The organism is Fischerella muscicola PCC 7414 (assembly GCF_000317205.1).
GTDB lineage: Bacteria > Cyanobacteriota > Cyanobacteriia > Cyanobacteriales > Nostocaceae > Fischerella > Fischerella muscicola.
On record NZ_AJLK01000090.1, the window covers coordinates 1 to 15226 of the forward strand.

General features: G+C 42.4%; 11 protein-coding genes. 10 read left to right on the forward strand and 1 reads right to left on the reverse strand.

Annotated features, from left to right (window positions below; translation table 11 throughout):
- Positions 1-991: 991 nt before the first annotated feature.
- Positions 992-1450 (forward strand): transposase, encoded by a 459-nt coding sequence (locus UYI_RS32595; protein ID WP_016867257.1) that lies wholly within the window; start codon positions 992-994, stop codon positions 1448-1450.
- Between the two features lie 64 nt (positions 1451-1514).
- Positions 1515-2432, forward strand: a complete 918-nt coding sequence (locus UYI_RS0113875) for a glutaminase (protein WP_016867258.1) — start codon at positions 1515-1517, stop codon at positions 2430-2432.
- Between the two features lie 246 nt (positions 2433-2678).
- On the opposite strand, the gene UYI_RS0113880 is transcribed toward UYI_RS0113875, so the two are convergent.
- The gene (locus UYI_RS0113880) at positions 2679-4244 is read right to left on the reverse strand and encodes a hypothetical protein (protein ID WP_016867259.1); all 1566 of its coding nucleotides are present in this window, start codon (positions 4242-4244) and stop codon (positions 2679-2681) included.
- A gap of 693 nt (positions 4245-4937) precedes the next feature.
- Between UYI_RS0113880 and psaA the strand changes: the two genes are divergently transcribed.
- The 8 genes from psaA to UYI_RS0113925 all read left to right on the forward strand — a co-directional run bounded on the left by psaA (position 4938) and on the right by UYI_RS0113925 (position 14494).
- Positions 4938-7196, forward strand: coding sequence for a photosystem I core protein PsaA (gene psaA, locus UYI_RS0113890; RefSeq protein ID WP_016867261.1), 2259 nt, complete (start codon positions 4938-4940; stop codon positions 7194-7196).
- Positions 7197-7377: 181 nt separating this feature from the next.
- Positions 7378-9603, forward strand: coding sequence for a photosystem I core protein PsaB (psaB, locus tag UYI_RS0113895; RefSeq protein ID WP_016867262.1), 2226 nt, complete (start codon positions 7378-7380; stop codon positions 9601-9603).
- A 263-nt stretch (positions 9604-9866) separates the two neighbouring features.
- Entirely contained in the window at positions 9867-10550 is a 684-nt protein-coding gene (locus UYI_RS0113900; RefSeq protein WP_016867263.1) for a hypothetical protein, read from the forward strand.
- Positions 10551-10561: 11 nt separating this feature from the next.
- Positions 10562-11095, forward strand: coding sequence for a hypothetical protein (locus UYI_RS38960; protein WP_016867264.1), 534 nt, complete (start codon positions 10562-10564; stop codon positions 11093-11095).
- The gene (locus UYI_RS0113910; RefSeq protein ID WP_016867265.1) at positions 11089-11562 is read left to right on the forward strand and encodes a DUF7689 domain-containing protein; all 474 of its coding nucleotides are present in this window, start codon (positions 11089-11091) and stop codon (positions 11560-11562) included. Before UYI_RS38960 ends, UYI_RS0113910 begins: the two co-directional genes overlap by 7 nt.
- A gap of 128 nt (positions 11563-11690) precedes the next feature.
- Positions 11691-12131 (forward strand): cyanase, encoded by a 441-nt coding sequence (gene cynS, locus UYI_RS0113915; protein ID WP_016867266.1) that lies wholly within the window; start codon positions 11691-11693, stop codon positions 12129-12131.
- Positions 12132-12228: 97 nt separating this feature from the next.
- Entirely contained in the window at positions 12229-13134 is a 906-nt protein-coding gene (locus tag UYI_RS0113920) for a DNA-methyltransferase (protein WP_016867267.1), read from the forward strand.
- Positions 13135-13525: 391 nt separating this feature from the next.
- Positions 13526-14494, forward strand: a complete 969-nt coding sequence (locus UYI_RS0113925; protein ID WP_016867268.1) for an SGNH/GDSL hydrolase family protein — start codon at positions 13526-13528, stop codon at positions 14492-14494.
- Positions 14495-15226: the final 732 nt, after the last annotated feature.

Below are 15226 nucleotides of genomic sequence, written 5' to 3' on the forward strand. Positions count from 1 at the left end.
CTTGCGGGGAGAGTGCGCGTAGCGCGGGTGAGGTTCTTCTGTACCTCACTCAGATGAAATCTGCTGTATATAAAATATTTAGGGAAATGTAACTGCTATAATAACAATAAAATAACTGCGATAATGCCACACATTAGTAAGGTGGCCAATACTGCTGCTAGTGAAGTCTTGAGATTATATGTAAATAGAGAAATAAATTTTAGGTAGGCAGATTTGCTCAGGATAAGTCTAACTAAAATAAATCGGAGGAATGATGATAACAATCCGTAGCTTAACCTACAAGTGAATTATTTTTTGTACTCGTCAGCATCAAATAACTACATAAACTTAAAGTTTAATTAGTACGTTTATTTCATCCCACTAATTAAGCACCAATATTGGAGAGTAATAATGTCAAAGAAAAAAAATGGCAATAGAGAAGCCAAAAAACCCAAAAAAGATCCTCAGAAAAAAAAGGAGAAAAAAGACCCAAACAGACATGACACTATAGGTCAATAACTGTTAGATAGCCCTAAATTTTTGGAATGTAAATTCTGCGATCGCATTGACCAAAATACCAAAACTTATATTGAGTTGGTGAGATCGCTAATAAGCGTATCCTGGCATTATTACCCATTATTATATTTCTAGCTCTTCGGGCTAAGTTCGCAAATATGAATGCCAGTTGATCTGTATGGCTTTTTAGCAGCTTAACAATACGGTCTTTGAGACCGTTTCACCAATGATGGTGATTAAAACAGCAGCTTCTAGAAGAGTGCCTGAGTCTGACATGGAGAACTCCAGAGATTAGGGTTTGGCTGAGAAAGCTTAAAATTTTCACTGCCCAGTCCAGCTTCTGTATTAAAAAGGCTCAAGCATTTCTGCCTAAGCCGGTACTGAATGCAATTAATGTGCTACATATTGAGTCAGCTTCAAAAGGGCGTTGTTGCGTGAATAGACAAAATGGTAAATTTTACCTATCGCCGATGTTTTATCACCGCCTAGCCCAGAGATGAAGACGAAAGCCCAGTACAAAGTTAAGAATTGGAACGCCTATGATGCAGCACTAAAGCTTCGAGGCAGTATAACTTTTTGGGTGAATGAAGAAGTCATCGAGCAGTGGCGCAATCAACAGAAAACGGGGAGAAAGGGAGCATCGAATTATTACTCTGATGTGGCAATCGCCACTATGGGAACGATTCAATCAGTGTTTCATTTGCCTGGACGACAAGCAGAGGGATTTTTGGAGTCGTTATTCATGCTCATGGGAATTGAGCTAGCCGTGCCGGATCACTCCACACAGAATAGTTGCAAAAATCGTTGTATAAAGTTATGTAAACCATGTGAATTTTTAACAGAAGTACGAGAAAATACGCAGGTGCATACAAGTCTAACTTACAGCAATGATAAGTCAGTGTTTCCAAACTGCCACACTTGCGACGGCAGTATCAAGACAACAGCCAACAGATGAAACAGCACTTGGCGCGATCGCTTATTCTTTAAGATACATCTTTCATATCAAAGACTAGGCAGCTTTGAGAAAACTAGAAACACTCACTACCAGCGAGTTACTAACTTGGATACAACAAGCCAAAATCCCAGCATCTCAAGGACAAGTTGCTGAACGTATTCCCAGTTTGGCTGTAGCTAATTCCAGTTGGTTTGCTGTGCAAATCTGTTATCCATCAGGAGAAAGTATCGGTGCAGGCGATACGGCTTGTGTTTTTCCCTTCATGAGTGCTATTAAGCCGTTTTCATTGCTGTATCTACTGGAAGATTTGGGAGTAGAAAAGGTTTTTCGCTGGGTTGGGGTTGAACCTTCCCTTGATGCGTTCAATTCTATAGAACAATTAGTGGCTGATGGTGGATATCCTCGTAACCCGATGATCAACAGTGGAGCAATTACCATTGCTGATAAATTACCAGGAAATAACGCTAGCGATCGCACTCAAAAATTCTGTCAATGGCTGAATCAAATCGCTGGTTGTCAACTTAAGTTGGATGAAGTTACCCTCGCTTCGGTACGTTCAGCAGGTTCTCAAACTAACCGAGATATTACCCACTATTTAGCCGAGGCTGGTTATGTAAATAATCCAGTAATCGCTCTTGACACCTATGAACAAATATGCTGTTTATCTGGGACAGTTACAGACTTAGCCTATCTGGGAAAAATTCTCGCTTTTGCAAGTGAATTAGTTTCATCGAAACATCGTCAGATTGTCAATGCTTTGATGTTAACTTGTGGGCTGTACGAAGCTTCTTTTCAATATGCTGTACAGATTGGTTTGCCGATGAAATCAGGCATTAGTGGTACACTTCTAGCGATAGTGCCGGGTGAAGGTGCGATCGCTTGTTATAGTCCCCCATTAGATCCTGTAGGTAATCCTGTGGGTGCGATCGCTTTTGTTGAAGCATTATCCCAGCATTTGCAGTTGAGTATTTTTGCAGGCTAGCTAAGGCTGTTTGGCTCAAACTAAGTTGTGTAACATGCTTCAGATTTATTTCAACTTCGGTATATAACAAAATTCATACTACTGTAGAGTATACGGAAAGTAACGCAGAGGATCGCAAAGGAAAACGCAAAGTGGCGCGGAGTCTTGGTAAAAAATTTCGCTATATCTATAAAAAAATGGCAGAGTAGAGTAGCTACTCTGCTTGTACCAAATCAAAAGTATTGGTTCAGCTTTCAGCAAACACAGTCACGATTGATTTTGGGTTTCGCTGCTTGGTTGTTCTGGTACAGAAGGCTGAATAATCTTTGGTTGAGCATAGGGCAAACTTGGAGATGGTGCGGCATTAGGGTACTGACGACGATTGAAATATCGTCCTAATTCTGGTTTTTCTGGTTGGGGAGCAACTTTTTGAGGTAATAATTGTGGCTCGGCTTCTGGCAAAACCTCTAGCTGTGGTGCTTCTGTTTTTTCTGAAGTTGGAGTCTCAATAATCTCCGGTAGGGTAGGAGGTAGGCTAGGCGATGGTTCCACTGTTTGTTGTGGTGTAGGCATCTTGTGCGCCCGACGATTGAAAAATCCACCAAACCTTGGTTTTTTTGGCTGGTTTTGCGGTAATGGTTGAGGTTCTATTTCAGGAACAGGTTGTTTTTCTTCCTTAGGCTGTATTTCTGGTGTTGGTTCAGCAGTCGGTGTTGCGGTAGGGATGGGTGTGGGTTCTATTTCAGGAACAGGTTGTTTTTCTTCCTTGGGCTGTATTTCTGGTGTTGGTTCAGCAGTTGGTGTTGCGGTAGGGATGGGTGTGGGTTCTATTTCAGGAACAGGTTGTTTTTCTTCCTTGGGCTGTATTTCTGGTGTTGGTTCAGCAGTTGGTAGCTTAGTTGTGTAATTAGGATCTACAATTGAGCGAACTTGATCTTTTGACAGTTCCCCTCTAACTATTTTAGAAAGAGTGTCTTTACCCTTGGGTTCGTAGGTTAGCAGCCGAACCGTACTGTTAAATTCATTCTTGACGGGATTGCCCTGGTTGTCGAGGAATTCCAGTTTTACCCAGTTTTTACCTGGTTTAAAACCTTTCAGGTAAACTGCTTGCCAGCGGTCAAGCACAAAGCTTTCACCATTAATTGTGCAGCGAATACGCCAATCTGCGAATAGATTATCAGGATTGTCTTTGGCTAGCAGATGTAACGGCGCATTGGTTAAATAGAAGTCTAGTAAAATCGGTTCTGCCCCATAGTTACCATCAGGACGGTTGTAGGTTAACAAGGGCAATGCTGGATCAGGGTTATTAGTATCACTCTTAGTGAAAACATGAAATGTTGTTTGGGCGTAAGCACCTTCATTCTTATAGCTTTCGTGCCAAGGACGAGAGGCAAAAACACGGAGAGTATGAGTACCTGGAGGTAAGTCAGATAAGACTAAAGGTTGATTCAGATCATAGACTTCTATGTCGGGTTGATTGTCCAGAATTACCTGGAGATGGGGGCCTAAGTCTAATTTCGAGTCTTTATAAATAGGAAGATCCTTGACCTGAAAACGGACTGTGACTGTGTTATCTTGAAGGATTTCATCGGATTTGGGGGAAATTATTGATACTTGGGGACTGTATAAGTCCGTAGTTTGCCGTAGTTCTTGGATAACGATTGGTGGGGGAACTTCTGAGAATTGCTTTGTCGAAATTTCGGGGTTTTGCTGGAAGCTAGCAGATGGTTCTTGACTAACAGCTTTTTCACCACAACTAGTCAGACTTAATACCAGTACTAAAGCGATTAGCGACTTTAGGAGAGTTACAGCCGTCGTCCGCCGCGAGTTCATGTTTTTCACTTACTCATTAACAACTGACAGATTATTTTGGCTCAAAGTACCCACTGAAAAACATGAGCCAAAAGGTGAAATTCCTCGTCCCTTTGTGGGCGAGGAATTTGGTAATTGGTAATTGGTTTTCCCATTACCGATTACCGATTACCGCGACAGGGCGACTTAAAGCGTATAGCATCCCCGTCGCTTTGGTGAAATCTCCCTGACCCTTAGCAGAAAATCTGAATTTTTATTTACTTATGACAGCATAAATTAATCTTATGTCATTAAGATAACTATTTTTCTTAATAGTAATTTAACCATCATTTAGTTGCCCATATAACATAAATACCCCGATCTGGCAATAAGGTTGTAACTAAAAGATAGAGTAGGTTGCTTGAAATTGAACTATAAAGTTTGCGAATTGTTTACCTTTGTAAAATATATGGAGAAACTATTGACTTTTTGACAAGTGCTTTGAACTCAAAAAGCAGATTACGCAGTTACTCCAAGGATTTTGAATTATTGTTAAAATGTCTCCAACAATGTGCGAGAGAAGACTTTATAATTCAACAGAAACCACTCTCCACACAAGGTCTTCATCGCAGCTCCAAAAAATTAATGGAGAAGGCGACTAAGCTTTACAAAAGCCTAAAGAAGACATCCTGTGGTACCCATAATTCCTCAGTCCTTTTTAAGAGAGGAGGTCGAATGACAATCAGTCCTCCGGAGCGAGAGGAAAAAAAGGCAAGAGTGATAGTCGATAACGACCCGGTTCCTACTTCTTTTGAGCGGTGGGCTAAGCCAGGACACTTCGACAGAACTCTAGCCAAAGGCCCCAAAACCACTACGTGGATTTGGAACCTGCACGCACTCGCCCACGATTTTGATACACATACAAGCGATTTAGAAGACATTTCCCGCAAGATATTTGCAGCACACTTCGGTCACTTAGCCGTAGTGACCCTGTGGCTGAGCGGGATGATTTTCCACGGCGCTCGTTTTTCCAATTACGAAGCTTGGTTAAGCGACCCTCTCAACGTTAGACCCAGTGCTCAAGTCGTTTGGCCAATCGTTGGTCAAGATATTTTGAATGGGGATGTCGGTGGCGGCTTCCACGGTATTCAGATTACTTCTGGCTTGTTCCAAGTTTGGCGTGGTTGGGGAATCACCAACTCGTTCCAACTGTACTGCACTGCGATCGGTGGTCTAGTACTAGCAGGCTTACTCTTGTTTGCTGGTTGGTTCCACTACCACAAGCGTGCTCCCAAGTTGGAATGGTTCCAGAATGTTGAGTCCATGCTGAATCACCACTTGCAAGTACTGCTAGGTTGTGGTTCTTTGGGCTGGGCTGGTCACATCATCCACGTATCCGCGCCAACAAACAAGCTGTTAGATGCAGGAGTCGCTGTCAAGGATATCCCCTTGCCGCACGAGTTCATCTTGAACTCAGCGAATTTGATCAACCTTTATCCTAGCTTTGCCAAGGGTCTTGCACCATTTTTCACCCTGAACTGGGGTGTATATTCAGACTTCCTCACCTTCAAGGGAGGTCTTAACCCAGTTACAGGCGGCTTGTGGATGACAGACATTGCTCATCACCACTTGGCGATCGCGGTATTGTTCATCATTGCTGGTCACCAATACCGTACCAACTGGGGTATCGGTCACAGCATTAAAGAGATCCTCGAAAACCACAAAGGTCCCTTCACTGGTGATGGTCACAAGGGTCTCTATGAAAATATGACCACATCCTGGCACGCGCAGTTAGGCACTAACCTTGCCATGCTGGGTTCATTGACCATTATCGTGGCACACCACATGTACGCGATGCCTCCGTATCCGTACTTGGCAACAGACTACGCCACCCAACTGTGTATTTTCACTCACCACATGTGGATTGGCGGCTTCTTAATTGTTGGTGGTGCAGCCCACGCTGCCATCTTTATGGTGCGCGATTACGACCCAGTAGTGAACCAAAACAACGTTTTGGATCGCGTAATTCGTCACCGAGATGCAATCATCTCTCACCTGAACTGGGTATGTATCTTCCTCGGCTTCCATAGCTTTGGACTATACGTTCACAACGACACAATGCGTGCCTTGGGCCGTCCCCAAGACATGTTCTCTGACACAGCAATTCAGTTGCAACCGGTGTTTGCTCAGTGGGTACAAAACCTACACACCCTAGCTCCTGGTGCAACCGCACCTAATGCACTTGAACCTGTCAGCTATGCCTTCGGCGGTGGTATCCTCGCTGTAGGTGGCAAAGTGGCAATGATGCCGATCGCGTTGGGTACGGCGGACTTCATGATCCACCATATTCACGCATTCCAAATTCATGTCACCACCCTAATTCTTCTAAAAGGATTCCTGTTTGCTCGTAGCTCTCGTCTAATTCCAGACAAAGCAAACCTGGGCTTCCGCTTCCCCTGTGATGGTCCTGGTCGTGGCGGTACCTGCCAAGTATCTGGTTGGGATCACGTATTCCTGGGACTGTTCTGGATGTACAACACCATCTCGATCGCTATTTTCCACTTCAGCTGGAAGATGCAATCTGACGTCTGGGGAACAGTAGACGCAGCTGGTAACGTGTCTCATGTCACTGGTGGTAACTTTGCCCAGAGTGCCATCACCATTAATGGCTGGTTGCGTGATTTCTTATGGGCACAAGCTACACAAGTCATTAATTCCTATGGCAGCGCACTGTCAGCTTATGGATTGATGTTCTTGGGCGCACACTTCGTTTGGGCATTCAGCTTAATGTTCCTGTTCAGTGGTCGTGGCTACTGGCAAGAACTGATTGAGTCCATTGTTTGGGCGCATAATAAACTGAAAGTAGCACCCTCAATTCAGCCCCGCGCTCTGAGTATTATTCAAGGTCGGGCTGTAGGTGTAGCTCACTACCTACTAGGAGGAATTGCCACAACCTGGGCATTCTTCCACGCACACATCCTTTCAATAGGCTAGCAATCAGCCTGAAGAGTTAGTCGTTAGTAGTTAGGATTTGTTGGTGGTTGATGGTTGATTGTTGTTTTGTTACAAACAACAGACGACAAGCAACTAACAACTAACAACAAGCAACTAACAACTAACAACTAACCAACGCTGATACGTGATGGCTAAAAGTCAGAGGACTTATCGAAAACCTATGGCAACAAAATTTCCAAAATTTAGCCAGGATCTCGCACAAGATCCGACTACACGTCGGATCTGGTATGCGATGGCTATGGGAAATGATTTTGAAAGCCATGATGGCATGACTGAAGAAAATCTTTACCAAAAGATTTTCGCTACTCACTTCGGTCACGTGGCAATCATTTTCCTGTGGGCTTCCAGCCTTCTCTTCCACGTAGCCTGGCAAGGTAACTTTGAACAGTGGATTAAAGATCCCCTTCATATCCGTCCTATTGCTCACGCGATTTGGGATCCTCACTTTGGTAAACCTGCGGTAGAAGCTTTTACTCAAGGCGGTGCTAGCAACCCAGTAAATATTGCCTACTCTGGTGTTTACCACTGGTGGTACACCATCGGTATGCGGACAAATGGTGACCTTTACATGGGTTCTATTTTCCTCCTGGTGTTGGCATCCTTGTTCCTGTTTGCAGGTTGGCTGCACTTACAACCCAAATTCCGCCCAAGCCTGGCTTGGTTCAAGATGGCTGAGTCTCGTCTTAACCACCACTTGGCAGGTCTGTTTGGTGTAAGTTCACTGGCTTGGACTGGTCACTTAGTCCACGTTGCGATCCCTGAATCTCGCGGACAGCATGTAGGCTGGGATAACTTCCTCAGCACCTTACCTCACCCAGCTGGCTTACAGCCCTTCTTCACTGGTAACTGGGGTGTTTACGCTCAAAACCCGGACACCGCTAGCCATGTGTTTGGTACTTCCCAAGGTGCTGGTAGTGCAATTCTCACCTTCTTGGGTGGTTTCCATCCCCAGACTGAATCGCTGTGGTTGACTGATATGGCTCACCACCACCTAGCGATCGCAGTTCTGTTCATCGTTGCTGGTCACATGTACCGCACCAACTTTGGCATCGGTCACAGCATCAAAGAAATGATGGATGCCAAAACCTTCTTCGGTAAGCCCGTTGAAGGCCCCTTCAACATGCCTCACCAAGGCATTTATGAAACCTACAACAATTCTTTGCACTTCCAGTTGGGTTGGCACCTAGCTTGCTTGGGTGTAATCACCTCCCTGGTAGCCCAGCACATGTACTCCCTGCCTCCTTACGCATTTATTGCTAAGGACTACACAACTCAGGCAGCGCTGTACACTCACCACCAGTACATTGCTATATTCTTGATGCTCGGTGCTTTCGCTCACGGTGCCATCTTCTGGGTACGTGACTACGATCCCGAACAAAACAAGGGCAACGTACTTGAGCGCGTGCTGAAGCACAAAGAAGCGATCATCTCTCACCTAAGCTGGGTATCCCTATTCTTAGGCTTCCACACCTTGGGTCTGTATGTTCACAACGACGTAGTAGTTGCTTTTGGCACACCTGAAAAGCAAATTTTGATTGAGCCAGTGTTTGCTCAATTCATCCAAGCTTCTCACGGTAAAGTGCTGTACGGACTCAACGTTCTGTTGTCCAACCCAGATAGCGTTGCTTACACAGCTTATCCCAACTACGGCAACGTTTGGTTGTCTGGTTGGCTGGATGCAATCAACTCTGGCACTAACTCCCTCTTCTTAACCATTGGCCCTGGTGACTTCCTAGTACACCATGCCTTCGCCCTAGCTATCCACACCACCACCTTGATATTGGTTAAAGGTGCTTTGGATGCTCGTGGTTCTAAGCTGATGCCCGATAAAAAGGACTTCGGCTATGCCTTCCCTTGCGACGGTCCTGGTCGTGGCGGTACTTGCGACATCTCCGGTTGGGACTCCTTCTACCTTGCTACCTTCTGGGCATTAAACACAGTAGGTTGGGTAACCTTCTACTGGCACTGGAAGCATCTAGGTATTTGGCAAGGTAACGTTGCTCAGTTCAACGAATCTTCTACTTACTTAATGGGCTGGTTCCGTGATTATCTGTGGGCTAACTCCGCTCAATTGATCAACGGTTACAATCCCTACGGCATGAACAACCTGTCTGTTTGGGCTTGGATGTTCCTCTTCGGACACCTAGTTTGGGCAACCGGTTTCATGTTCCTCATCTCCTGGAGAGGTTACTGGCAAGAGTTGATCGAAACTCTTGTTTGGGCCCACGAACGGACTCCAATTGCGAACTTGGTTCGCTGGAAAGACAAGCCCGTTGCTCTGTCTATTGTTCAAGCTCGTTTGGTTGGTTTAGTTCACTTCTCTGTGGGCTACGTCCTAACCTACGCAGCATTCCTCATTGCCTCGACGGCTGGTAAATTCGGCTAACCCGGCTGCTAGTTTTGTTAGCTAAGTAATAAAAATCCCCTGCCGATAGGTGGGGGATTTTGTTTGAATAATCAAATTAACCATTGTTTGCTTACAAAACAATTTCTAAAAGTGGAAGCAATAGATTTGTTAGAATTTTAGTAATTTCAAAAATAAAGTTTTGTTAAAAATAGCTTGTAATTAAGTAAGTAGAGCATTTACCAGTCTCATAAGAGTTTGTAGTAATTTTAAGTATTAGGTCGTTGTAATGCAGTAGGAGCAATATGGAAGAACTACAAATCCCAGACAGATATAAGCCTGGGTTCGAGAAACTCTTAAGCATTGACAACAAAACTGTAGACGAGTTTATTGAGGCTTTAAAGCAGGCTCCCCCATTGCTGCTGATTGAGGATTTAGCTTCAGCAGTGGCTTCAAAAGTTCAGACTTTGACTGTAGAAGAAATCGTAGATATTGTAGAAGCTTTAATTTCTTTATATAACTTCCGAGACTACTCTGGTGAGTCAACAGAAGAGCTTGTAGAGAGAATTGCTCAATCTGTTCAAGATGATGAAGAGCTTCCATACATTTCCAACGAACAAAAACAAGAATTTGAGAGGACATTAACCACTTTCTTAGAGTTTAATGGTGTACTTAGCGTTGCCTCCAAAGCAATAAATGTCGTGCGCGATCATGAGCGTGTATTTACACGCTCTCGTGTTTTGACAGATATGCGTCCCGTATTTGAGTCAGACATAGAAAAAGGCCCAGCAGGTGTTGCAATAGTTCATATGCTGAAAATTGAATATGCTGATTTAGATGGCAAACATGAATTTTTTGTAGCTTTGGATTCAATAGATTTAGAACAATTACGTGAACAGTTAGATAGAGCGGATAGAAAGGCAAAAGCTATCGAATTGATGTTAAGCAGAGCAAATATTCCATACTTGAATTACCTCAGTGTAGAGTAGAGGTTATAGAAATGGTAGTTACAGAAAAAGATAATCTTTGGCTTCAAAAATACCAAAAAAATGCAAAGTACTCTCACAAAAATTATCTAGCAATTAAATCTACAAATGAGATTCCTAAAGCCAAGCTAAAGACTAGTTTATACTCAAATTATTTAGAGAATAAATCTAAAACTTTACTCCCTCCAAAAAGCACTAGACATCGTAAATGTGAATTGGCAAATCGTTCCAAATATCTGTCTATTTTTAAACAAGTTGAGATAGAAGCCACTTTTACAGCGCTTGTTAAACAATGGCGCGAAGAAAATCGTGGGGTATCATCTACTAATCAAATGTCGATGCATCCTGCATATCAACAAATTATTGGAATGGGTGAAGTTGCAATACCACTACTACTAAGAGAGCTTGAAAAAAAATCTGGACAATGGTTTTGGGCACTAAAATCTATTACCAGAGAAGATCCTGTACCTCCAGAGTGTAAAGGAAACACAAAAGAGATGACTAAAGCTTGGCTTGAGTGGGGTAGGAGAAAGGGCTATAAGTGGTAGGTAATAATTTTTGGATAAGGACTGTAAAATCATGGATTGAACGTGATTATCCCAATTTAATTACCCACGGCTATAAACTTACAAGTGCAGATACTCCTGACTACAACTGTGTAGCTTGGGCAGCAGAGGATGATCAAAATTGGTGGTGGCCAGATACTCAAGGTTTACACTACTGGCCCCCAGGTGTTCCCAGAGAAGAAACTATTGAAGCTTTTAAACAAGCATTTCAGACACTCGGTTATGAAGTCTGTGAAGATCATGGCTTGGAAGAAGGGTTTCAAAAAATAGCAATATATGCTAATTCAAACAAAGTACCAACGCATGTTGCTAGACAGCTTCCTAGTGGTAAATGGACAAGCAAACTCGGTCAAGATGAGGATATTGAACATAATAATTTACAAGGACTAACGGGACAGCCTGGATATGGTGAGATTGCCTATATTATGAAAAGACCAATAACGGGATAAAAACATTCTAATAAACCAAAAGTATGTAAGCTCATAAATTGAACGCTAATCTAATTTTTAGATTAATAAAAAAGCGATCGCAATATATAATCTTAGACCAGCAGTTGGTTAGCACAAGGAGTCTGAAAGTGTCTATTCCCGAAATAACTCAAAAGCTATTGGCGGCGAAAAAAGACAAGGGACTAAGCTTTACAGATTTAGAAAAGATTTTGGGACGTGATGAAGTCTGGATTGCGGCTGTAATCTATCGTCAAGCTAGTGCTTCCGAGGAAGAGGCAAAACAATTAGTGGAAGCATTAGGACTTGATGAAAGTGATGTGGAAGAATTAACAGAATATCCTGTAAAAGGATTAGGCCCTATTGTACCAACAGATCCTCTGATTTACCGTTTCTACGAAATTATGCAGGTGTATGGAATGCCAATGAAAGCGGTGATTCACGAAAAGTTTGGCGATGGAATCATGAGCGCAATTGATTTTACTTTGGATATAGAAAAAGAAGAAGACCCCAAAGGCGATCGCGTCAAAGTGATTATGTCTGGTAAATTTCTTCCCTATAAAAAGTGGTAGGTTTGATTTCTGCTGGATTTTCCTGTCCAGTACCCCTCTTTGCAAACAAGAGGGGAATTAAATAATAATTAATAACAACTTATAAATGTAAATCCTCTTGACACAAGAACAAATAACACCACAAATAACAATAAGTTTAACCCCCTATTATACTCAAAAATACGGTTCAGCATATTTAGGTGATAGCCAGGAACTAATTAAATCTATCAAAGATAACAGCATAAATTTAATCCTGACTTCACCGCCATTTGCACTTACACGTCAAAAAGAATACGGTAATCAAAACGCTGAAAAATATATTGAATGGTTTCTACCTTTCGCCTACGAATTTAAACGGGTACTTGTAGATGATGGCTCATTTATATTGGATTTAGGCGGTGCTTACCTACCTGGCAATCCAGTACGCAGTATCTACCAATATGAATTATTAATCAGACTGTGCAAAGAAGTCGGCTTTTTTCTTGCCCAAGAATTTTATCACTACAATCCAGCGCGATTGCCTACCCCAGCGGAGTGGGTAACAATTAGACGAATTCGTGTCAAAGATTCAGTTAATGTAGTTTGGTGGTTATCGAAAACACCTCACCCGAAAGCAGATAATAGAAAAGTTTTAAAGCCATACAGCGAGAGTATGAAGCAGTTACTTAAAAATGGTTATAAAGCGAAAATGCGTCCTAGTGGACATGATATTTCTGATCGTTTCCAAAAAGATAATCAAGGCGCAATACCACCTAACTTGCTAGAAATTGCCAATACCGAATCCAACAGTGGATACCTGCGTCGCTGCAAAGCGGCAGGCATACAACCCCATCCTGCACGTTTTCCCCAGGGTTTCGCGGAGTTTTTTATCAAATTTTTAACTGATGAAGGCGATTTAGTTTTAGATCCATTTGCAGGTTCTAACACAACTGGTTTTGTGGCAGAGAGTTGGCAGAGGGGATGGATTTCGTTTGAAATGAGTGAAGATTATATTATCGGCAGCCGTTATCGGTTTGAGGAGTGAGGAGTAACGTGGGTACGTCTCGCGTTAGGAAATTAGCATGTAAATACCTATCTTGCCATTAAACCGAAAATTTTTTCTACAGATGCTTAATCCGTACAGTGGTTAGTACTTGATTGCAGAAAACAATTCAGCAGTCAAAACATATTGTGATGATAATTGCCAATCTAGTAAAAACCCTAATATTTATTAATGATAGTAATTAATTAGACATGAGCAACACTAGCTAAATACATTAAAGATATTGTAAAACTAATCTCACAAGCTAGCTAATTACACTTATTCAGTGTAAATACTGTAAAAGGTGATAATTTAGCTGATAAAGAATTTTCCTGATACCAGCCAAAAAACGCTGCTTTTGGGAAAAAGAGCAATTATTGGGAGAAATTACGATATGAGGGATGTTTATCTGTTGGCAGCAGGCTTGTTAACAGGATTAGTTTTACCAGCATCGACTTTACCACAACAATCTATTTTTCATACTGATGATCATCAAGTACATGGAAAGAACAAAGAAAACTTACAGCCAGTAGTAAGTGAGACATTAGTCCCCACGTTGGAAACTTCTTCGCCAGAATTTAGTGAGCAAAGTTTATCTGTAGCAACAGAATCATTTTTAACACCAAGCTATAAACCTATTTGGAAGCCTACGTCTGGAAATGAACTTTATTATCATAGATTAGCTGCTCTCAAAGCTGGTCAAATTTATACACGTATAGCCGATGAAGAATTAAAAACATTGTGGGATGGCAATAAGCATCAATTAACGTATGAAGATTGGAAAAGTTTGTTGGCAATGGAAGCCAAAGCAATGGCTAAAGGCCAAGGTAAAAATCGCTTGAGTATCCTACTTGGCGATTCCTTGAGTATGTGGTTTCCAAAAGAAATGCTCAAGCGTGAAAAATTGTGGTTGAATCAAGGAATTTCCGGAGATACTTCTAGTGGTGTTTTAAAAAGATTATCGGCTTTTGCCAAAACCAAACCGAGTGTCATTTATGTCATGGTTGGGATTAACGACTTACGCCAAGGTAAAAGTGATGAGGCAATTTTAAGCAATCATCGCTTGATTATTCGACGCTTACGACACAATCATCCAGATAGTATGATTATTGTTCAATCTATCTTGCCAAGCCGCTTGTCTACTATTTCTAATAACCGCATTCGTACTCTCAATCATCAACTTGCTTTGATTGCCCAAAAAGAAGGAGTAAATTATCTCAATCTCTACAATTGGTTTGCAGATTTTGAAGGAAACTTGCGAGAAGATTTAACCACAGATGGTTTACATCTAAGCGAAAATGGATATGAAGTTTGGCGATCAGCGATTGAACGAATAGAATCTCAGCTAGCTTTTGGTTCTTAGAGCGATCGCAACAAAAATAATAAATTTGATAATGATAATTGTTTACTAAATTGTATAAAATTCACAAGCTATAAATATTTTGTTTCTCATAGTCGTTAGTTGTTGATCCATTGTCAATTGTTAGTGGTTAGTGGTTAGTGGTTGGTTGTTGATTGTTGATTGTTAGTGGTTAGTGGTGAGTCAGCGCGCCCCAAGGGGGGTCCCTCCCCCAACCCCAAAGGGGGCCCCTAGCCCCCAATCCCCAACGCCAGGTGCTTTATGCCGGGAAACCCGTCCACCGCACTGGCTCCTCCCTGTCGGTCGTGGGGGCCGGTGAGTCCCCCATGAGCGACTGACGAACCCCTAGACACGTAGACGCGTAGACGCGAAGCGGCTTCCGCAGGTAGCGGCTTAAGGCAGGGTAGTGGCTTAAGGTAAGGGTAGGGTTAGTAGGTACAGACGCGAGGAACATCGCGTCTGTACATTAGTAGTTAGGGCTTGCTGAAAAATAAAGAAAAGGTGACAGGATCTAAGTTATTAGACTCTAGAAGTATATTCAGGTGCAAGACAAGGAGGTAAAATAGCTCAAAATACTTGCATCACTGAGGACAAAAGCAAAGTTGGGTATTATTAGGCACGTCAACAAAGTGAATGAAGAGATGGTGAAAAAGATGTGCTTAGAAACATCATCTCAATCAAGTCAAAAAAAACAGCAGCACCAGAAGAAGAAAGCAGTGAGCCAAAAAATCGAGG

Excerpts from the sequence above, each read along its gene's own strand:
- UYI_RS38960 (WP_016867264.1), top strand. The coding sequence starts at position 10,562 with ATGGTAGTTACAGAAAAAGATAATCTTTGGCTTCAAAAATACCAAAAA.
- UYI_RS0113880 (WP_016867259.1), bottom strand. The coding sequence starts at position 4,244 with ATGAACTCGCGGCGGACGACGGCTGTAACTCTCCTAAAGTCGCTAATC.
- psaA (WP_016867261.1), top strand. The coding sequence starts at position 4,938 with ATGACAATCAGTCCTCCGGAGCGAGAGGAAAAAAAGGCAAGAGTGATA.
- UYI_RS32595 (WP_016867257.1), top strand. The coding sequence starts at position 992 with ATGAAGACGAAAGCCCAGTACAAAGTTAAGAATTGGAACGCCTATGAT.
- UYI_RS0113900 (WP_016867263.1), top strand. The coding sequence starts at position 9,867 with ATGGAAGAACTACAAATCCCAGACAGATATAAGCCTGGGTTCGAGAAA.
- UYI_RS0113925 (WP_016867268.1), top strand. The coding sequence starts at position 13,526 with ATGAGGGATGTTTATCTGTTGGCAGCAGGCTTGTTAACAGGATTAGTT.
- psaB (WP_016867262.1), top strand. The coding sequence starts at position 7,378 with ATGGCAACAAAATTTCCAAAATTTAGCCAGGATCTCGCACAAGATCCG.